The 19152-nt window shown below is 64.4% G+C and carries 17 protein-coding genes and 1 pseudogene; 11 read left to right on the forward strand and 7 right to left on the reverse strand.

The features are described from left to right. Nucleotides 1–52: 52 nt before the first annotated feature. The 8 genes from OCL97_RS19500 to OCL97_RS19535 all read left to right on the forward strand — a co-directional run bounded on the left by OCL97_RS19500 (nucleotide 53) and on the right by OCL97_RS19535 (nucleotide 9019). Nucleotides 53–1219: a thiolase C-terminal domain-containing protein gene (locus OCL97_RS19500; protein ID WP_293682127.1), complete on the forward strand. Its 1167-nt coding sequence runs from the start codon at nucleotides 53–55 to the stop codon at nucleotides 1217–1219. 53 nt (nucleotides 1220–1272) lie between these two features. Then, nucleotides 1273–1656: a Zn-ribbon domain-containing OB-fold protein gene (locus OCL97_RS19505; RefSeq protein WP_377371415.1), complete on the forward strand. Its 384-nt coding sequence runs from the start codon at nucleotides 1273–1275 to the stop codon at nucleotides 1654–1656. Nucleotides 1657–1702: 46 nt separating this feature from the next. Further along, the gene (locus tag OCL97_RS19510) at nucleotides 1703–2911 is read left to right on the forward strand and encodes an acyl-CoA dehydrogenase family protein (protein ID WP_377371416.1); all 1209 of its coding nucleotides are present in this window, start codon (nucleotides 1703–1705) and stop codon (nucleotides 2909–2911) included. Further along, nucleotides 2911–3999, forward strand: a complete 1089-nt coding sequence (locus OCL97_RS19515; protein WP_304821732.1) for an acyl-CoA dehydrogenase family protein — start codon at nucleotides 2911–2913, stop codon at nucleotides 3997–3999. Before OCL97_RS19510 ends, OCL97_RS19515 begins: the two co-directional genes overlap by 1 nt. A gap of 5 nt (nucleotides 4000–4004) precedes the next feature. Further along, on the forward strand, nucleotides 4005–5621 hold the full coding sequence (locus OCL97_RS19520) for an acyl-CoA synthetase (protein ID WP_377371417.1): 1617 nt from the start codon (nucleotides 4005–4007) through the stop codon (nucleotides 5619–5621). A gap of 4 nt (nucleotides 5622–5625) precedes the next feature. Further along, entirely contained in the window at nucleotides 5626–7263 is a 1638-nt protein-coding gene (locus tag OCL97_RS19525; RefSeq protein WP_377371418.1) for a flavin-containing monooxygenase, read from the forward strand. Nucleotides 7264–7311: 48 nt separating this feature from the next. After that, nucleotides 7312–8580: a cytochrome P450 gene (locus OCL97_RS19530; RefSeq protein WP_377371419.1), complete on the forward strand. Its 1269-nt coding sequence runs from the start codon at nucleotides 7312–7314 to the stop codon at nucleotides 8578–8580. A 118-nt stretch (nucleotides 8581–8698) separates the two neighbouring features. Then, entirely contained in the window at nucleotides 8699–9019 is a 321-nt protein-coding gene (locus OCL97_RS19535; RefSeq protein ID WP_377371420.1) for a 2Fe-2S iron-sulfur cluster-binding protein, read from the forward strand. 44 nt (nucleotides 9020–9063) lie between these two features. Here OCL97_RS19535 and OCL97_RS19540 read toward each other — a convergent pair whose 3' ends face one another. After that, nucleotides 9064–9570, reverse strand: coding sequence for a MarR family winged helix-turn-helix transcriptional regulator (locus tag OCL97_RS19540; protein WP_377371421.1), 507 nt, complete (start codon nucleotides 9568–9570; stop codon nucleotides 9064–9066). A 249-nt stretch (nucleotides 9571–9819) separates the two neighbouring features. Here OCL97_RS19540 and OCL97_RS19545 point away from each other — a divergent pair, with 249 nt between their 5' ends. Continuing rightward, on the forward strand, nucleotides 9820–12366 hold the full coding sequence (locus OCL97_RS19545) for a TonB-dependent receptor (protein ID WP_377371422.1): 2547 nt from the start codon (nucleotides 9820–9822) through the stop codon (nucleotides 12364–12366). Nucleotides 12367–12827: 461 nt separating this feature from the next. On the opposite strand, the gene OCL97_RS19550 is transcribed toward OCL97_RS19545, so the two are convergent. Both OCL97_RS19550 and OCL97_RS19555 read right to left on the reverse strand, forming a co-directional pair. Then, the gene (locus tag OCL97_RS19550) at nucleotides 12828–13301 is read right to left on the reverse strand and encodes an enoyl-CoA hydratase-related protein (RefSeq protein WP_377371423.1); all 474 of its coding nucleotides are present in this window, start codon (nucleotides 13299–13301) and stop codon (nucleotides 12828–12830) included. Between the two features lie 42 nt (nucleotides 13302–13343). After that, nucleotides 13344–13670 carry an enoyl-CoA hydratase/isomerase family protein gene (locus tag OCL97_RS19555; protein ID WP_377371424.1) on the reverse strand — a complete coding sequence of 109 codons (327 nt, stop codon included), beginning with the start codon at nucleotides 13668–13670 and terminating at the stop codon, nucleotides 13344–13346. 168 nt (nucleotides 13671–13838) lie between these two features. Between OCL97_RS19555 and OCL97_RS19560 the strand changes: the two genes are divergently transcribed. Continuing rightward, nucleotides 13839–14717, forward strand: coding sequence for an alpha/beta fold hydrolase (locus tag OCL97_RS19560; RefSeq protein ID WP_377371425.1), 879 nt, complete (start codon nucleotides 13839–13841; stop codon nucleotides 14715–14717). Next, nucleotides 14707–15942, forward strand: coding sequence for a cytochrome P450 (locus OCL97_RS19565; protein ID WP_377371426.1), 1236 nt, complete (start codon nucleotides 14707–14709; stop codon nucleotides 15940–15942). Before OCL97_RS19560 ends, OCL97_RS19565 begins: the two co-directional genes overlap by 11 nt. A 284-nt stretch (nucleotides 15943–16226) precedes the next feature. Here OCL97_RS19565 and OCL97_RS19570 read toward each other — a convergent pair whose 3' ends face one another. From OCL97_RS19570 to OCL97_RS19590, 4 genes and pseudogenes are all read right to left on the reverse strand, one after another. Next, entirely contained in the window at nucleotides 16227–17552 is a 1326-nt protein-coding gene (locus tag OCL97_RS19570; RefSeq protein ID WP_377371428.1) for a type II toxin-antitoxin system HipA family toxin, read from the reverse strand. Continuing rightward, nucleotides 17552–17806: a helix-turn-helix domain-containing protein gene (locus OCL97_RS19575; protein WP_377371429.1), complete on the reverse strand. Its 255-nt coding sequence runs from the start codon at nucleotides 17804–17806 to the stop codon at nucleotides 17552–17554. Before OCL97_RS19575 ends, OCL97_RS19570 begins: the two co-directional genes overlap by 1 nt. A gap of 532 nt (nucleotides 17807–18338) precedes the next feature. Further along, complete coding sequence (istB, locus tag OCL97_RS19585) at nucleotides 18339–18923, reverse strand: IS21-like element helper ATPase IstB (protein ID WP_377371430.1); 585 nt, start codon at nucleotides 18921–18923, stop codon at nucleotides 18339–18341. After that, nucleotides 18910–19041: pseudogene (locus OCL97_RS19590) on the reverse strand (IS5/IS1182 family transposase); the annotation flags it as partial. The pseudogene OCL97_RS19590 and the gene istB, both read right to left, overlap by 14 nt. Nucleotides 19042–19152 lie beyond the last annotated feature (111 nt).

A 19152-nucleotide genomic window follows, 5' to 3' on the forward strand; every position in this document is an offset into this window, starting at 1 on the left:
ACAGTATTCAGGTCGTAACGCTTCGCCGATGTTCGAAAGACAGGAAAGAGCCGTGAGTTTCAGCGACAAGGCCGCCATCGTTGGCATCGGCGAGACCGAATACGTCAAAGGCTCGGAACGCACCGCCGTGGACCTGATGCTGGAGGCGGCCCGCAAGGCCATCGCCGACGCGGGGCTCAAGCCCTCGCAGATTGACGGGATGGTGCCGCCTCCGATCTACACGTCGTCCGAGGAGCTTGCCGCCAACCTTGGTGTCGATGTGCTGCGGTACGCCTCCACCGTACATATGGGCGGAGCTAGCCCCACCACAGCGCTGCAGAACGCCGCAACAGCCGTTGCTGCCGGCGTCGCCGACAACGTCCTCGTGGTGCTGGGGTGGAATGGCTACTCCGCGCTTCGTCCAAAGCCGGGCCGGCCGCCGCAGCGGGCCATGAACATGAACACGCTGACCCGCACCATCCAGGGTTTCTACATGCCCTACGGCGTGATGATGCCGGCACAAATGTATTCCTGGATCGCGATGCGCCACAAGCACCTCTACGGGGTGCCCGACGAGGCGATGGGCGAGGTGGCCTTGGCCTGCCGTGCGCACGCCCAGCTCAACCCACGGGCCGTGACCTATGGCCAACCTCTGGACATGGACGCCTACCTGGGCGCGCGGTGGATTTCCGAGCCCTTCCGCCTGTACGACTGCTGCCTCGAGACGGATGGCGCCTGCGCGGTTGTGGTCACCAGCGCCGAGCGGGCGCGCGACATGCCGCACCGGCCCGTGCTGATCGCCGGCGCAGCGGAAGGCCACCCCTATCCGGCAGATGACATTCCCTCCCGGCCCGACATGCTCAAGATCGGCCTGTCCTACGCCGCGCCCCGAGCCTTCGAGATGGCCGGCGTCACCGCCAGCGACATGGACTTCCTGCAGGTCTACGACTGCTTCACCTATGTCGTGCTGCTGCAGCTGGAAGCGCTGGGGTTCAGCGCGCCCGGCGGCATCTACGACTTTGTGAAAGACGGCCAGATCCAGCTCGGCGGTCGCTATCCCCTGAACACCCATGGCGGTCTGCTTAGCGAAGCCCACGTCTGGGGACTCAATCATGTGCTGGAAGCCGTGCGCCAACTTCGCGGCGACGCCGGTGCGCGACAGGTGCCGGGGGCCAGTATCGGCCTGGTCACCGGATGGGGCGATCTCGGTGACGGCAGTCTGGCGATCTTGAGGAACTGACACCCATGCAACCTCCCACCGTTCCCGCGCCGCTTCCCAGGACCCAGGATCCCATGGACGAGGCCTTCTGGCAGCAATGCCAGGATGGGCGGCTGCGATTCCAGCGTTGTTCGGACTGCGGCGCCTGGCGGTTCCTCCCGCGCTACATGTGCGCGCGATGCGGGTCTCCAGATTTCGCCTGGACGCCCGTCCGCGGGACCGGCAGTCTCTATTCGTGGACCGTCACCCATCAGGCGCTTCATCCCGCCTTCGCCACGGAAATCCCTTATGTCGCAGCGCTGGTTGAGCTCGACGAAGGCGTGCGGATGGCGAGCCGGTTGCTGAACTGCGACCGCAACACACTGAACCTGGGCATCCCCGTCGAACTGGTCTTCCGAGAGCTTGGAGACGGCTTCCGCCTGCCTTGCTTCCAGCCATCCGAACAGGTCGCGCCATGAGCTGCGCCCCGCTAAAGCGCCACGATCCTCTCGAAAGGACAGGCTGATGGATCTCACCTACAGCGCCGAACACCAGGCTTTTCGGCGCGAAGCGCTCGACTTCCTTGAGGCCCACCGCCATGCCGCCCCCAAGGGCGGCGGGGCTGCGCAGCGGCCCTCAGCAGAAGCGGTAGCCTGGCAGAAACTGTTGATCGCCCATGGTTACGCCGCGCGGACCATCCCGAAGGAATATGGAGGGTATGGGGCCGCGCCGGACATCCTGAAGTCCCGCATCATCGGCGAGGAATTCGCCCGTGCCGGCGTCCCACCGGGGCTACAGAGCCAGGGCATTTCGATGCTGGTTCCGACGCTGTTGGAACTGGGGACGGAAGATCAGAAGCGCCAGTGGATCGGGCCGACGATCCACGGCGAGGTTATCTGGTGTCAGGGATACTCCGAGCCGGGCTCGGGGTCCGACCTCGCCAGCCTTCAGACGCGCGCAACGGAGGATGGCGACGACTTCGTCATTAATGGCCAGAAGATCTGGACCAGCACGGCCCGCGAGGCTGACATGATTTTCTGCCTCGTGCGCACCGAGCCGGACAAGGGAAAGCACGACGGAATCAGCTATCTGATCTTTTCGATGAAAACGCCGGGGATCGAGGTTCGCCCCCTGGTGACCATGACCGGGCACGCCGAGTTCAACGAGACCTTCTTCACCGACGTGCGCGTCCCGAAGTCCCAGATCGTGGGAAAGCGCGGGCAGGGCTGGTTCGTCGCCAACGCCACCCTCAAGCACGAACGCGGAATGCTGGGGGACCCGGGCCAGCTCGAAAGCCGCTTCCTTGCCTTGGCGGAGCTGATGCGGACTGAGACAGCCGGCGATGGCCGGATCATGGACAACCCGATCCTGCGAGATCGTCTGCTGCGGCTGCAGGCGGAACTCGCGGCGATGAAATTCAATGGGCTTCGCGTGCTGAGCGCCTCGGCGAACGGCGGCGAAGCGGGGCTCGCGCGGCTGATCGTCAAGCTACAGTCCTGCGAGCTGGCCCACCAGATATCGGCGCTGGCGATCGACGCCCTTGGCGAGCTCGGCGTGCTCTACGACGGCAGCCCGCACCTGCGCTCCCACGGCAGCTGGCAGCAGGCCTACATGTTCCAGCTTGGCCTGATCATCGGCGGGGGCACCGCGCAGATCCAGAAGAACATCATCGCCGAACGGGGGCTCGGCATGCCGCGTGAGCCGAAGCCCACCACGGAAGGGAGCCGCTCCTAATGGAATTCGGTCTTTCGAGCGAGCAGCGCATGCTGCAGGACGCCGTGGCCCGTTATCTCGCGGAGCAATCCCCGCTGCGCCATGTGCGAGATATCGCCGCCGCCGCGAAGCCCTGCAGCCCCGATGTCGCGGCGGGCCTGGCGGATCTCGGCGTGCCGGGGGTTATCATCCCCGCGGAATTCGGCGGGATGGGCCTTGGCCTGCTGGAAGCGGCGCTGGTGGCCGAAACGCTCGGCTTCAGCGTCGCGCCGGCGCATTTCGCGGGCGCGCATGTGATGGCGCCGCTGGCGATCCTGCTCGGCGGGTCGGACAGCCAACAGCAGGCGTGGCTGCCGCAGCTGGCGACCGGGGCGGCGAGGGCGGCCGTCGCAGTCAGCCAAGCCGTGGAGGTCCGGGACGGGGTCGGGGTTGTCGCCAGGGACGGGTGGCTGGACGGGACAGCATTGTTCGTGCTCGACGCTGCGGACGCCGACCTGTTCGTGGTGGCGGACACCACCGGCGCATTGCACCTGGTCGCAGCCGACGCGCCCGGTCTCACGCAGATTCCGCTGACGACCATCGACAAGACCCGCTCAGTCGGCGAACTCCGGATGACGGGCGTCAAGGCCGATCCGTTGCCCGGCGGCGGCGGCCGGACCACCCGCCGTATCATCGACGCGGGGCGCATTATGCTGGCCGCCGACATCCTGGGCGCCGGCACGGCTATGATCGAACAGGCCGTGGCCTACGCTGGCACGCGCGTGCAGTTTGGCCGGCCGATTGGGTCCTTCCAGGCGGTCAAGCACATGTGCGCCGAGATGGCGGCGGCCCTTGAGCCCTGCCGCTCGCTGGTCTGGTATGCGGCGCACGCCTTTGACCATGCACCTGACGAATCGACCCTGATGGCCTGCCACGCAAAATCACACCTCTCCGAGGTCGGCCGGTTCGTCGCGCGGACCTCCACCGAAGTGCACGGCGGCATGGGCTTCACCGACCTCGCCGGGCTCCACTACTGGTTCAAGCGCATCGGTCTGGATCGCCAGCTGCTCGGAGGGCCGGAGCTCGTCCGCAACGAGGCCGCCCGCGTTCAGGGCTGGATCGCCGCTTAGGAAGCATGCCCATGACCTGGAATTTCGGCGATATCCTCGACGCCCTCCCGAAGGCCCTCCCGGCGGACGCGCCGGCCTTCATTCACGGGGATCGAACGATCACCTGGGGGGAGACGTCGCGTCGGTCGAACAATCTGGCGCGCGCGATCCTAGCCCGGGGCGCGAAGCCGGGCGACAAAGTGGCGTTCTATATGCGCAACCGCCCAGAGTACGGCGAGGCCCTGGCCGCCTGTTTCAAGGGCCGCCTGACGCACGTAAACGTCAACTACCGCTACAAGCCCAACGAGGTGTTCTACATCTTCGACGACTCGGATGCGCAGACCGTCATCTATGGCTCCGAGTTTCGCGACACAATCCTCCAGCTGAAGGATCGGCTGTCCAAGGTCGCCACGTTCATTGAGATCGGCGACGACGATCCGCCGGCGCCTTTCTCGGAGCGATATGAAGACCTGGCCGCGACCGGCGAGGGCGCGCCCTTGGGGATCGAGCGGTCTCCAGACGACCTTCTGTTCATCTATACCGGCGGTACGACGGGCATGCCCAAGGGGGTCATGTGGCGCCATGAGGACATGCGTGAGGCCCAGCTCGACGCGGTGCGGCGGCTCGGGCCCGCGCCGGAAACCCTCGACGCGCATCTCGACTTCGTTCGCGCCGCCGGTCCCGGAAGCCGAACCCTTCCAGCCTGCCCGATGATGCACGGAACCGGTCTCATCACCGCGATCGGATGCATGGTGAACGGCGGCTGCGTGGTCACCCTTCAGAACGCCTCGTTCGAGGCCGACGAACTTTGGTCGGTCGTCGCGCGCCACCGCGTGCAGTCCATCGCCCTGGTAGGCGACGCATTCGCCAAGCCGATGCTGAAGGCGCTGGACGAGCAACGCGGGCGTTACGACACCTCGAGCCTGGTCTCGATCGTTTCCTCGGGCGTGATGTGGAGCCGTGAGGTCAAGTCCGGGCTGTTGGGGCACATTCCGCAGGTGGTGCTGATGGACTCCTTCGGTGCGTCAGAGGCGCTCGGCTTCGGCTCTTCGGCCATGACCAAGGACGGTGAGGTTAAGACCGCGACGTTCCAGATCGGCGCCCGGTGCAAGGTCTTCGATGAGGAAGAAAACCTTGTCGAACCCGGCAGCGGAATGGCCGGGATCATCGCCATCGGCGGCCCTATTCCTCTGGGCTATTACAAGGATCCGGAAAAGACCGCCAAGACCTTTCGCACCATCGCCGGCCAGCGCTACTCGATCCCAGGAGACTGGTGCACAGTGGAGGCCGACGGGGCCATGACGCTGCTGGGACGGGGCAGCGCCTGTATCAACACCGCCGGTGAGAAGGTCTATCCCGAGGAGGTCGAGGAGGCGCTGAAGACCCACCCGGATATCGAGGACGCGCTCGTGGTCGGCGTGCCCGACGACAAGTGGGGCCAAGCCGTCACCGGCGTGGTGGTGCTGGCGAGCGGCGTGACGTTCGACGAGGATGATGTACGTCGGCACGTGCGCGCCAGCCTGGCTGGCTACAAGACCCCCAAGCATATCCTGCTGACCCAGGTTCCGTTGCGGGCTTCGAACGGCAAAGCGGACTACAAGACGGTCACCGAGTTCGCGCGACGAGATTTGGGACTGGCCTGAAATTATGAAGACTCAACCCACTGTTCCGCCCGAAATTCACGCCGCCGAAGAGGTCGATGTCGTTGTGGTCGGGGCGGGCTTCACCGGCCTCTACCAACTCCACCGCCTTCGCCAACTGGGGTTCTCGGTGCGGCTGCTTGAGGCCGGCGCCGATCTCGGTGGCATCTGGTACTGGAACTGCTACCCCGGCGCTCGTGTGGACACCCACGTCCCGATGTACGAGTTCTCCAGCGAGGATCTCTGGCGCGACTGGACCTGGACCGAGCGATTCCCAGCCTGGGACGAACTGCGTCGCTATTTCCATTACGTCGATCAGAAGCTCGATCTGAGCCGCGACATCCGATTCAACACCCGAGTCGAAGGCGCAGAGTTCGACCGCGACCGCAACCAGTGGGTGGTCAGCATCCTGGACGGCGGAGCCGTGCGCGCAAGATTCCTGGTGCTCTGCACGGGATTCGCCGCCAAGCCCTATATTCCGGACATCGCGGGGCTGGAGCGGTTCGAAGGCGTCAAACATCACACCGCGTGGTGGCCGCAGGACGGCCTCGACATGACGGACAAGCGCGTCGGCGTGATCGGCACCGGCGCCAGCGGCGTGCAGGTCGTGCAGGAGGCCGCTCGCGTGGCCGCTCAGCTGACCGTCTTTCAGCGTACGCCGATCCTTGCCCTGGCCATGCAACAGTGCAGCCTGGACGAGGCAACCCAGCGCGACATGAAGAGGGATTACCCCGCGCGGTTCGCGCGCCGGCGCGAGAGCTTCGGCGGCTTCGATTTCCACGCCAGCGGCAAGTCCGCGCTTGAGGTCTCTCCGGAGGAGCGCGCAGCCATCTATGAGGCAAGCTGGGCGGCGGGCGGATTCAGCTTCTGGGCCTCGACCTTTTATGACGTGATGACGAACCTGCAGGCCAATCGCACCGCCTATGACTTCTGGCGAGAAAAGGTCCAGGCGCGCATCCGGGATCCAAAGCTCGCGGAGCAGTTGGCCCCAAAGGAGCCGCCGCACCCCTTCGGCGTCAAGCGCCCGTCCCTGGAGCAGACCTATTACGACGTGTTCAACCAGGACAACGTGCGCCTGGTGAATCTGAAGGCCACCCCGATCCTGGAGATCACCCCAAGTGGCGTGAGGACCGCGGAAGGGGATTGTGAACTCGACATCCTTGTCCTGGCCACGGGCTTCGATGCGGTCACCGGCGGCCTGACGCAAATCGACATCCGTGGCGTCGAGGGGCTTACGCTCAAGGAGAAGTGGGCCAAGGGCGCGCGAACTCACCTGGGCATGGCCAGCGCTGGCTTTCCCAACCTGCTGTTTCTCTACGGGCCGCAGAGCCCCTCGGGGTTCTGCAATGGCCCGACCTGCGCCGAACTGCAGGGCGACTGGGTGGTCGAATTCCTGGGACGCATGCGCGACGCGGGCGTTAGCCGGTTCGAGGCGACCACCGCCGCCGAACAGACCTGGAAGGACCATGTCGAGGTAGTTGGCGCCATGACGCTCTTTCCCCTGGCTGACTCCTGGTACATGGGCGCTAATATTCCGGGTAAGCCACGGGAATTATTGAATTATCCCGGCGGCGTTCCACTGTACCTGCAGATGTGTCAGGCAAGCGCCGACAAGGGCTATGAGGGGTTTGTCCTAGGGACCTGAGGTGCCCGTCGTCTTGATTGACGGGATAAGCAAGAGATGGAGAATCTAATGAGCGACGGCGCGATCGATCTGAGAGCCGAGGCCCGCGCAAAGGCCTACGCAATGCCTTTGGCGGACATTAACCTAGCCGACACCGAGCTCTGGCGCACCGATACGGTGTGGCCATACTTGGAGCGGTTGCGCAAGGAGGACCCGGTTCATCTACACCCGGCGCATCACCACCCGGATGGCGCCTTCTGGTCCATTACAAAGTATGCCGACATAATGGCCGTCGACATCAATCACGAGGTGTTCTCGTCGGAGCCATCGATCACGATCTTCGACCCAAAGGAAGACTTCACGCTTCCGATGTTCATCGCGATGGATCCGCCCAAGCACGACGTCCAGCGCAAGACCGTCAGCCCGATTGTCTCGCCGGCCAACCTCCACCTGATGGAGCCGTTGATCCGCAGCCGCATCACCAAGACCTTGGACGAACTGCCGATCGGCGAGCCCTTCGACTGGGTCGATCGGGTCTCCATCGAACTCACCACCCAGATGCTGGCCACCCTGTTCGACTTCCCCTGGGATGAACGGCGCAAGCTGACCCGCTGGTCCGACATCGCCACCGCGGGCCCCGAATCCGGCCTGTTCCTCACGGATGACTACGAGACCGAGCGCAGGATGGAGCTGTTCGCCTGCGTGGACTATTTCACGCGGCTCTGGAACGAGCGGGTCAACGCCCCGCCCAAGGGCGATCTGATCTCCATGCTGGCCCATGGCGAGGCCACGCGGAACATGGACCGCATGGAGTACCTCGGGAATCTGCTCCTGCTGATCATCGGCGGCAATGACACCACCCGCAACACAATGACCGGCTCGATCCTGGCGATGAACCAGAACCCCGATCAGCTGCGAAAGTTGCGCGAGGATCCCAGCCTGATCCCCTCCATGGTCTCCGAGACCATTCGCTGGCAGACGCCGCTTTCCAACATGCGCCGCACCGCCACCCGAGACTTCGAGCTGGGCGGCAAGCTGATCAGGAAGGGCGACAAGGTGCTGATCTGGTATGCCTCGGGCAACCGGGACGAGGCGGCGATCGAGAACCCAGAGGCCTACATCATCGACCGCGAGCGGCCGCGCAACCACCTGTCGTTCGGGTTCGGGATTCACCGCTGCGTGGGCAATCGCCTGGCCGAGCTCCAGCTGCGGATTCTATGGGAAGAGATCCTCCCGCGCTTTCCTGAAATCCGTGTCCTGGAAGAGCCCCGCCGTGTGGCTTCGGTCTTGATCCGGGGGTACTCGTCCATGCAGGTCGTCATTCCGGCGCGCAACTGAGCCCGGCATTCGCTAAGTCCAGAAGGCACGCCCGATCTCAATCGCCTTGAGCCCGCCTGTGCGGGTCATTCAGTATCCACTCGAGCCAGACGGGCTCTAGAGTTCAGCAAGAGTTCCAATGACCAAGATCACCTACATCGAGCACGACGGGACCGAGCATGTGGTCGACGTCAAGCCGGGCCTTACGCTAATGGAAGGCGCGGTCAAGAACAACATCCCGGGCATCGACGCAGACTGCGGCGGCGCCTGCGCCTGCGCCACCTGCCACGTCTATATTGACAAGGCTTGGGCCGACAAGACCGGCGCGTCCACGGCCATGGAGGAGTCGATGCTGGATTTTGCCGAGGGCGTCGAACCCAACAGCCGTCTCTCTTGCCAGATCAAGGTCAGCGATGCGCTCGACGGGCTGATTGTGCGAATGCCGGAGAGTCAACACTAATCGGCCGCTGCGCGAGGAAACGCGCGTACTCAGGCCGATCAATTTCAGCGTAGGCTGTCGCGAAGAGTCATGAGCGTCGCAATGAACGCCCTATGTTCGTCTTCGGCGAGCCGTCCGAACGTTTGCTGGTGCAGCGCTTGAGCTTTCTCGCCCACTGACGGCATGACCTCCCGGGATTTCTCAGTCAGAAAGACGCGCCATATGCGGCGGTCGTCCGGGTGGGCGCGACGCCGCACATGGCCTGAGCGCTCAAGCCGATCAATCATTTGTCCCAATGACGCCCGGCTGACCTCAAGCTCTTTCGCCAAGTCCGCCTGGGATCTCCCATCCTCGCGTTGGAGATAAACCAGCACACGCCACATTGAGCCTGTGAGGCCCAGGTCCAGCATTCTCTGGCTAACGACGCGCGCAGCTGGCGAGTAACCTCCGCCAGGAGATAGCCGGCGCCAAGCGGATTGAATGTGAGGTCCAGCGCCTCGCGCGCAGAGTCCTCGTTCTGGGCGGCGCATTGCATGAACGACATTCCTTAAAATCAGCGGAGATTCGAACATGTTAGCGCGAGCGTGGGAATTGGCGATAGCACCATCGCCCTGGGCCCGCTGATGCCGCCCACCCACCCACGAGGCCAGGACGCCTCTCGGTGGCAGCTGGAGGCGTGATCGTAGGATACCCCCGGAGCGGACCTCGTTTCTCGCCACGCGAGTGGCGCCTTGCAAACATGGTGGGCTGGCATATGGTCAGGTGCGTTACAGTCGAGCTAACATCAACGGCACAACCAAAAGGTTGGCTGGGAGGGAAACATGATCACCATCTTAGGCACACGCCATCTACTCGTCATCAGCGCGTCCGTCGTCGCTCTGGCCACCGCGGCGACCGACGCAGTCGCGCAAGATAGCGGCAGCACGATCGAGGAACTCGTCGTCACCGCCGAGAAGCGCGAACAGTCCCTGCAGGATGTGCCGGTGGCGATCACCGCCTACACCAGCGAGCGCCGCGATCTGCTCGGCGTCGCCAACGTGGAGGACCTGGCTCGGGTCTCGCCGAGCCTGACCTACACCAACAACGACCGCCTTTCGATCCGAGGCTTCGGGCGCCTCACCAACGCCATCGGCACCGACCCGTCGGTGGCGCTCTACTCCGACGGCATCTTCTCGAATTCGATGTTCGACGCGGCGACCCCGTCGCTGTTTATCGAGCGGACAGAAATCCTCCGAGGACCGCAAGGAACCCTCTACGGTCGCAACTCGGTCGGCGGCGCGCTCAACATCATCGCCAAGCGCCCGACAATGGATTTCAACGGGGAGTTCCGCGCCACGGCCGGCAACTACGGAACCTGGCGCACCGACGCCCTGGTCCGAGGGCCGATCACCGAGGGCCTTCGCTTCCTGCTGGGCGGTTCGCTCGAACGCCGTGAGGAGGGCTTCTTCAAGAACATCGGTCCGGCCGGCGACGCCAGCGCGGTCAAGCGCTACATCGTCGAGGCGCAGGTCGAAGCGGACCTGGGTGAGAATATCACCGCGCGTCTGCGGTATTCGAAGTTCGACTGGGATGACAGTTTCGGCGTCGGCAATGTGCATGAGTCCGTCGTCAGCCGCTATGACACGACCTCTATTGTCGGCTTGGGCAATTCCGCATTGTACTACAATCCGACATTCGGGTTCGCGGGCGTCAATCCCGCCGTCAACGACCCCTATGTCATCAGCACCAACCAGACGAGCGAGGGCAAGCTCAGCAATCACGAGCGTCTGCATTTCGACCTCACCTGGGACCTCGGCGGCATGACCCTGAAATACCTCGCGGGGTACCAGGCCTATGTCTACGACACGGCGGGGGACGAAGACCGGTCGGCGCGGACGGGTCTGTTCAGCATCCCGGCGGCGACGCCATTCGGGGTCTACACCGCCACCAACGTCTCCCCCAACCAACGCTTCTTCTATCGCGAAGACCAGAAATGGTACTCGAACGAACTCAACCTGTCCTCAAAAACGGACGGCCCCTTGCAGTGGATCGTGGGCTTATACCAATACCATCAGACCTATGCCCAACCCCAGGGCCAGCGAATCCTCGGCGATCCAGCGCTGCAAAACCCGATCAATCTGGCCACCGGGGGACCGGCGGCGCCGAATCCGAACGGCAACTACCTGTTCGTGGACGGCACGCTAGAAGTCGATTCCTACGCCGCATTCGCCCAGGTCGACTATGATCTGACCGAGACACTGACCCTTACGGCAGGCCTGCGCTATACCACCGACGACAAGAAGGGCACCGATTCAGCGCGCTACGTCTCGCGGAGCAACACCACGACCACGGTGTTGGCGGCGGGCGGGATCCCCGCGGCAGTGGGGCAAGGGCTCGCGCCGGATTTCACAACCTTCGTGGTGTGCGGCGGGCCCACCATCGCCACCTGTCTGGCGAACCCCCTCTTCGCGAACCTGCGGGCGGGGCCAAATGGGGGCCTGACACGAGACCTGGCGGCGGACTATAGCGCCTGGACCGGCACGCTCGGCCTGCAGTGGCAGCCGGACGACGACACCAACGCTTATGCTCGCTACAGCCGCGGCTACAAGTCGGGAGGCTGGCTTGCGTCCAACGGCCTCACGCCGTTTCCTTACGCCGATCCGGAATATGTGGATAACTACGAGCTCGGCCTGAAGAAGACGTTGGGGGGGCGGTTCCAGTTGAACTCGGCGCTGTTCTACGCTGACTACAAGGGCTTCCAGGCGCCCTTAACCGTGGTGCTGAACCCGACCACCGGTTCGACCGGCACTCAGTTCCTTAACCTCGACGCCGTCAGCTGGGGCTTGGAACTCGAGGCACAGTGGTCACCGATCGACAATCTGCTGATATTTGCGAGCTACTCCTATCTGAATACTGAGCTCAAGTCCGGTTGTTGCTTCGTGGACACGGCCGACCCGAGGGCTCTGAAGGCGGGCGCGCGTCCCACCGGCGCGACATTGCCCAATGGCAGCCGCCCGCAGACGCTGGTCGGCAATCGCCTCCCCCTGACGCCTGAGAACAAGGTCAACCTGGGCGCCAACTACACCTTCGAATTCACCCCAGGCAACCTCACCCTTGGCGGCACCTACACCTTCACCGATGAACAGCAAGCCGTAGTCTTCGCCCAGGACGGCTTCACCTCACCCGCCAATGAGGTCGTCGATTTCCGCGCGTTGTGGAAGGACGGCCAAGATCGCTACACGATCATCGGCTACGTGAAGAATGCTTTCGATGAACTCGCATATCAGGACTTCCGGACCGGTTCGCCCTCCGCCAGTGGTGTCCAGAGGCAGACTCTGAAGCCGAACTTTCCGCGCACCTACGGCGTGGAGATTCAATATCGATTCTAGGGCCAGCGCCGCGGGTCCCGCGCCGCCATCGGGACATTTCGCCGTGCGTCTACTGAAGATTGCTGCTTGATCAAAGATGTAATGTGACTTATAATATTAACGGTTATCGCAGACGGAGGGTCGCACTGCTTTTCGGCAGACTGAGCTTGCGGATTGGTCCGCGCTGTACCAACGCCTTCGTCAATCTGCCAGCCCGCAATCAGGCTTCGCCAGGCGGGATTCACTCCCCTTAATCCCCAACATTCCTCCCCGGGGCGATAGGGTGCTTGGGCGGCGTGGGCGATCTGCCGCGCCGCCCCCTTTTTTGCCTGGGGCTGGAGCAACAGTACCGATGCCACAACTCCGTGTCGGCCAGGTTGATGTCCTCCAGGGGCATTGCATAGGCCTTGGCCTGGGCTTCGGCCCTAAGATCGATCGATCCGTCGCTCATAGTCTTCTCCCATCCTGTGATGATGGTCCTCCTATCGGCGGCGGGCGGTTTTCGCCCCGCGCCGGTCAGCGTCCATGAAAGACGGGTTTTCGCTTCTGCATGAAGGCCAAGGGCCCCTCGCGGGCGTCCTCAGTGCGGAGCACCGGCGCGGCCATCTCGGCTCGATCTGCATAACCTCCGCTTCAGGACGTCCCAGGCACGCGCGGGCGGACCTGCGAATGGCCTGCACCGCGATGGGGCCGTTGGCGGCGATGCGGTCCGCCAGCTCGAGCGCCACGGGGAGTACGTCGGCCTGGGGAACCAAGTGGTTGAGGAACCCCAGCTCCAGCGCATCGGCGGCGGTTATGAGGTCGCCGGTCAACAGCAACTCCATCGCCCTGGCGTAGGGAATCTGGCGCGGCAGCCGCACCGTCGAGCCCCCGCCGGGGAAGATCGCCCACTTCACTTCCTGCACGCCCAGCTTGGCCGTGTCGGAGGCGATCCGCAGGTCTGTCCCCCTAGGCAAGCTCCATGCCCCCGGCGATCGCGTGGCCGTTGATCGGCGCGATCACCGGCTTGACCACGTCGAGGTGCGCAGAAGGCCGCGTCCGAGCATTTCCTTGTCGGCCAGCAGGCGCCTGTCCCACTCGTTTTCCGGCGGGCGGGCGCGGCTCATGAGGGGTATGAACCGCCCAAGATCCGCCCCTGAGCAGAAGGCCTTGTCGCCGGCCCCGGTCACCATCGCGACCCGGATCTCGGGGTCGTCGCGTACCACGGTCCAGGCATCCGCGAGCCGCACCAGCATCTCCAGAGGGATGGCGTTTCTAGCCTCCGGCCGATTGAGCGTTATCAGCGCAATGTTGCCCCTGCGCTCAACCGTGACGACCTCGCCCATGCCACCGCCGACACATACGTGTTTTCCTGTGACACCTTTATGCTACGATGACTAGCCTTTCGAATCAGAAAATGGGACCTTCAACAGCGGCGGGCTGAGGCTTTCTTCGCCGGCGTGATCGGCTGGACGGCTGGACGGCTGGCGCGCGCCAAGGAGTCAGGACTGTCGATGATCGAGCCGCAAAGGATCGTCTTCCCCGCGGCGGGGGATAGCGTGAACCTCGTCGCCGACGCTTACGGAGCGGCCGGCCGGCCCGGCATTCTGCTGGCCCATGGCGGCGGCCAGACACGCCATGCCTGGGGCAAGACCGCGGCGGCCCTGTCGGAACGCGGATGGCGCGCCGTCGCGCTCGATCTGCGCGGTCACGGCGAAAGCGGCTGGTCTGCGGACGGCGACTACCAGATGGAGCTGTTTGCGGCCGATCTCGCCAGCGTGGCACGGCAGATGGGGAATCGGCCGGCATTGATCGGGGCTTCGCTTGGCGGTCTTGCCGGTCTGCTGGCGGAGGCGGAGGTGGCCCCCGGAAGCTTCAGTTCGATCACCCTGGTCGACATCGTGCCCGACATGAACCTCGAGGGCGCAGCCAAGATCATGGCCTTCATGAGCGCCCATGCCGGTCAGGGCTTCGAGAGCCTCGAGGCGGCGTCGGACGTGATCAGCGCCTACCTCCCCCACCGTCCCCGGCCCTCGGACCTGTCGGGGCTCGCAAAGAATCTCCGCCTCGGAGAGGACAGCCGATACCGCTGGCACTGGGACCCGAATTTCGTCGCCAGCGCCAACCGTCAGCGATCAAGTCGTGATCGGGGCGCCTTCGAGGCTGGCCTCGCCGACCTTCGCCTGCCGATCCACCTGATCCGCGGGCGACAGAGTGAACTGGTCAGCCGCGAGGCGGCCGAAAGCTTCGTCGCCCGGCTCCCCCACGCGCAGTTCACCGACGTAGCGGGCGCGTCCCACATGGTCGCAGGCGACCGTAATGACGCGTTCCTCGACGCCGTCGTCAGCTTCTTCGAGCACCTCAACCTTAGGACCGCGACAGATGCCCAGTGAACAACTGCCGAACATCTTTGAGTTGACGCCTCTGGACCCAAAATTTCGCGAGGCGCCGCACCAGGTGCTGGACGATCTGCGCAGCCAATGTCCGGTCTACCGCGAGCCAGCGGCGGGCACCTTCATCCTGACACGTTACGCGGACGTCCGCGCGACAGTATCCGACTTGGAGATGTGGCGCGATCCGCTCCGCGCCGAGGCGGCGGCCGTCTTTCAGCGTCGGCTGGCGGAGACCGCGGTCACGGGTGAACCTCGCGCCGAGACGACCAGCATACTCATGCTTGATGATCCCGATCACGCCCGCATCCGCCAGCCCCTGGCCCGGGCCCTCTACGCCAGGGTCGCCAAGGGGCGTGCGAACGTGGAGCGCATCGTCGATTCGGCTCTGGATCGTCTCGAGAACGAGCCGGAGTTCGACCTGATGTCGGAATTCTGCGTGCCGATCCCGATCGACGTCATCGCCGCGATCCTCGGCGTCGATCATGAACGGCTCGGCGAGTTCCGGGACTGGTCTGAAGGGGTCATCCAGGCGGTGAACCCCTTCCGCGACGCGGCCCAGACCGAGCATATGGAACGCTCCCGCGCCGCGCTGACGGACTACTTCACCCAGATGCTGGCGCTGCGGCGGAAAGCCCCGCAGGACGATCTCTTCAGCGACATGACACGCCTGCAGGCTGAGGGGCTACCGATCAGCGACACCGAGCTGCGTATCAACCTGTCCGCCCTCCTGGTGGGCGGCAACCTCACAACCACGGACCTGATCGGAAACGCCGTCAGGCTGTTGCTGACCCACCCGGACGAATTGGCCAAGCTTCAGGCGGACCCGGGGATCATCAATGCCGTGGTTGAAGAAACGCTTCGGTATGACCCGCCGGTGGACATAACCAGCCGCATCGCCTCAAGAGACATCGAGGTGGGCGGGTGCCCGATCAAGACCAGCCAGTCGATTCTCGTCTCCCTGCGCGGCGCCAACCGAGACCCGGAGATGTTCTCGGATCCCCACCGCTTCGACGTCAGCCGTAAGCACCACCCCCATCTTGCGTTCGGCGGCGGCGCTCACATCTGCATCGGCGCGCCTCTCGCACGCATGGAAGCGCAGGTCGGTATTTCGCGACTGTTCAATCGGTTCCCAAACCTCCGCCTCGTCGATCCCGAGGAACCCCCGGCATGGCGCATGCTGCCGTTTTTCCGCGGGCTGCAACACCTCAAGGTGAGTGCGCACTGAAGTGACAAGGAGACTGGCAACTTAACTCAGCTGTGGGTCTTGTCAGGACGAAAGGCCGTGCAGGGCGCGCCAGCCCGAGCCCGTCCGTGCGATCCTGAACACCCCGTCCAGCACCAGCCGGTGATCCCTGTGCCGGCCTCCTTGCCGCGGACCCGTCTCGATCACGATCGAGGCAAAGAACCCCCGCTCCACATCCGCCATTAGACCACGAACCAAGGCTGCTCTCCCCAGAGTAGCCTTGAATCAGCGATCAGCCGATTTGGAAACCACTTCGTCAATAGGACCTAGATGGCCTCCCAAGCAGACTCGAGGCGCGGCAGGCGGGTCTGGATCGCCCCGGCGACAGAGTTGTGGATCGCCTCCGGAAAGCTAGGCGGCATTTTCTGGAGCGCTTTAGCCGCAGCGCCGGAGGCCGCCGCTAGTACTTCCTCCAAGACCTGCCGGGTGATGGTTGGACCCAGGCCAGCTGCCTTGGCCATTTCGACGAAGTGACGGCCGTGAACCTCCAGGATCTTGTAGTGGGGCCGCGCGCCGGCCGACATCGCCAGGGTGAAACCCTTGTGCGGAATGCGCTTGGCGTCGAAAGCCGGCTGGGCGCTTAGAACATCGTAGAACGGGGTGAGTTCGAAGCGGCCGCCCGGTCGCAGGAAGACGCTGAAGTTCTTCGCATGCCCATCGGTGGCGCCGATGAGCCAGAAGACGATCTGGCTCTTGAACACCTTGGCCTGATCGGCCAGTGGATCATCGCTTTCCTGGAGCTTGGTCAGGATGTCGACGACGCCTGGACCGGTGTCTCGTTGGTACTTGCGGCTCGAAGGGGTCGAGAGCGCCTGGCAGAAGTCCTCCTGTGGCAGGCGCAAGAGCTGCTCGCCTCGCCGGCGCCGGTCAAAGCGTTCGACCACGAGCACCCGCCGCGCGCCGAAGGTGGCGATCTCGGTCTTGGCGATGGGCAGGCCGAAGCTTTCCAGCAGCGTCAGGCAGTAGTGCTCATTCTCGACGCTGTCGCTGAGATCGATCACCCCCGACGATGTCGGAATCTCGCCGAGCTGAGGCTTGAGGATGTGTGTGGTCGGCGTCGTTCCGATCGGCCGCATCCATTGGCCGTCGTGGCGGAGAAGCGCGGTCTTCTCCTGGGCGCCGGCGACCGAGATTCGGAACTCCTGCTCGGGGTCGATGCCGAGGGGCGCTCGGGCGAGGTTCGCCAGCAGCGCCTCGATTTCCTCGTCGCTGATCGGTGTCCCTTGGATAGGCTGCAGGGCGTCCGCCGCCTCACCGTCGGGGAGGAACTGCATGGCGCCCACGCAGTCCCGACCGATCTGAGCGAGAAGACTGTAGGCGTCGGCGCCCTCGGCGCCAGTGCGCTCGGCGACCTGCCGACGAACGTGGGGGTTGTCCGGCAGGAGGTTGTCGAACACCGCGACGACAGCCTCGCCGCGCCATGGAGCCTCCTGCAGGGGCAGGGAGAGGGAGATTGGGAAGGCCGGCTTCCACTCCAGCCAGCTCGGGTCGTACTGGAAGCTGATCGCGCCGCTGGCTTGCTTCTCCAGGCGCCCGCAGAGGCGGTTGTTGATCAGTACATTCAGGGGGACGTGGGTGCGGCGGCGGGGCATCAGAAGATGTCCTCGATGTCAGCCGACGAGCTCTGGCTGCGCGGCTCGAGGGTCATTTCTAGCCCTAAAGCGGCGAGCACATCGAAGAGCGTGGTGAGCTTCACTCCGCCCTGGCCGGTTTCGATCTTGGAGATCATCTCCTGGCGTTGCCCGGCCAGCTGGGCGAGCTGCGTCTGGTTCAGCCCTTTTTCCTGGCGGAACCGCTGAATCAGACGTCCGACCTGATGGGAGGAACGAGCGATCGCAATGGACATGGCGGCCTCCTGTTATGCTACAAATCGCATATGCTAGATTTATGCGATTTTCCGCATACCCTCATCTTATGCCGCAATCAACATAAAAGTGAGTTATGCGATTTACGACATAGGCCGTATATGCTCGCCTCCGCTGGGTAGACTTACGCCTTTCCCGTCTAACGCCCGCCTGCCTACGCTGAGTCGATGATGGAGCGCGTCCGCCTCCGGGCGAGCTCCCTGCGTAGAGGTATCGCCGTCATGGAAGTATCCCGAGTCCCCAACCGCTACCTGCGGACCCCGAAGCGGGCCGTTACCTCGGTCTGTCGGGCCGCACCCTCGAGAAGCACCGCACCTACGGCACCGGCCCCCGTTACCGGAAGATCGGCGGCCGCGTGGTCTATGCCCTCAACGACCTTGAAGCCTGGGCTGCGGATTCCGACGATGCCGCCCACCTATTCCGAGATGATCGCGCCCACCATTCCGAGATGATGCCGCCCATCCGAGGGGTCTTCGTTGGTGGTTTGATATAGGGGCTGGTCGGGGGTTTCGGTCAAGCCTGGGATGGCGGCGCGGAGCGGCGCAGGGACTCGCCGCTGAGTTCGAGGCGGTGAGCGTTGTGGACGAGCCGGTCGAGGATCGCGTCGGCGTAGGTGGCCTCTCCGATGACGACGTGCCAGTCGGAGATCGGCAGCTGGCTGGTGACGATGGTGGAACGCCGGCCGTAACGATCCTCGAGAATCTCGAGCAAGTCGTGGCGGGCCTGGACGCCGAGGGGCTCCAGACCCCAGTCGTCGAGGATCAGTAGCTGAGCGGCGCCGAGGGCCTTGAGGCGACGGCCGGCGCTGCCATCGCCGTGGGCGAGCGCCAGCTCGTCGAAGAGCTTCGGCACGCGGACGTAGAGGACGGCGCGGTTGTCGCGGCAGGCCTTGTGACCGAGCGCGCAGGCCAGCCAGCTTTTGCCGACGCCGGTCGGCCCGGTGATCACCAGGTTGTCGTGGTTGTCGATCCAGTCGCCCTTGACGAGATTGGCCAGCAGCCCCCGGTCGATCCCTCGGTGGGTGCGGTAGTCGATGTCCTCCGGGACGGCGTGATGGCGCAGCCTGGCGTGACGCAGGCGCGCACAACAGCGCGTCAATGAACAACCGACCGTCGCTGCGCGGACCCCGCTTGCCCTTCCGGCCACCCGGCACGAACGGCTTGATCCGCTCCCACTGGTCGTCCCTCAGAACCTCACCTTCCAAGACCGCCTCCAAAAAGCAGCCTTGAATCAGCACTCCCGATTCATGGGAATCTGGAGGGTTCTGTGTGGTCGCGGACGCGGTTGGAGGGGGCGTGGCGCGGTCGCGACCACATTGAAGCCGGAT

Origin of the sequence: Phenylobacterium ferrooxidans (assembly GCF_042714595.1) — a bacterium.
In the GTDB taxonomy this organism is placed as follows: Bacteria; Pseudomonadota; Alphaproteobacteria; order Caulobacterales; family Caulobacteraceae; genus Phenylobacterium; species Phenylobacterium ferrooxidans.

What these genes read in the sequence shown, in the direction of transcription:
- OCL97_RS19515 (WP_304821732.1), top strand. Translation starts at nt 2,911, where the DNA reads ATGGAATTCGGTCTTTCGAGCGAGCAGCGCATGCTGCAGGACGCCGTG.
- OCL97_RS19560 (WP_377371425.1), top strand. Translation starts at nt 13,839, where the DNA reads ATGATCGAGCCGCAAAGGATCGTCTTCCCCGCGGCGGGGGATAGCGTG.
- OCL97_RS19545 (WP_377371422.1), top strand. Translation starts at nt 9,820, where the DNA reads ATGATCACCATCTTAGGCACACGCCATCTACTCGTCATCAGCGCGTCC.
- OCL97_RS19570 (WP_377371428.1), bottom strand. Translation starts at nt 17,552, where the DNA reads ATGCCCCGCCGCCGCACCCACGTCCCCCTGAATGTACTGATCAACAAC.
- OCL97_RS19535 (WP_377371420.1), top strand. Translation starts at nt 8,699, where the DNA reads ATGACCAAGATCACCTACATCGAGCACGACGGGACCGAGCATGTGGTC.
- OCL97_RS19530 (WP_377371419.1), top strand. Translation starts at nt 7,312, where the DNA reads ATGAGCGACGGCGCGATCGATCTGAGAGCCGAGGCCCGCGCAAAGGCC.
- OCL97_RS19575 (WP_377371429.1), bottom strand. Translation starts at nt 17,806, where the DNA reads ATGTCCATTGCGATCGCTCGTTCCTCCCATCAGGTCGGACGTCTGATT.
- OCL97_RS19565 (WP_377371426.1), top strand. Translation starts at nt 14,707, where the DNA reads ATGCCCAGTGAACAACTGCCGAACATCTTTGAGTTGACGCCTCTGGAC.
- OCL97_RS19520 (WP_377371417.1), top strand. Translation starts at nt 4,005, where the DNA reads ATGCCCATGACCTGGAATTTCGGCGATATCCTCGACGCCCTCCCGAAG.
- OCL97_RS19525 (WP_377371418.1), top strand. Translation starts at nt 5,626, where the DNA reads ATGAAGACTCAACCCACTGTTCCGCCCGAAATTCACGCCGCCGAAGAG.
- OCL97_RS19510 (WP_377371416.1), top strand. Translation starts at nt 1,703, where the DNA reads ATGGATCTCACCTACAGCGCCGAACACCAGGCTTTTCGGCGCGAAGCG.
- OCL97_RS19540 (WP_377371421.1), bottom strand. Translation starts at nt 9,570, where the DNA reads ATGTTCGAATCTCCGCTGATTTTAAGGAATGTCGTTCATGCAATGCGC.
- OCL97_RS19505 (WP_377371415.1), top strand. Translation starts at nt 1,273, where the DNA reads ATGGACGAGGCCTTCTGGCAGCAATGCCAGGATGGGCGGCTGCGATTC.
- OCL97_RS19555 (WP_377371424.1), bottom strand. Translation starts at nt 13,670, where the DNA reads ATGGGCGAGGTCGTCACGGTTGAGCGCAGGGGCAACATTGCGCTGATA.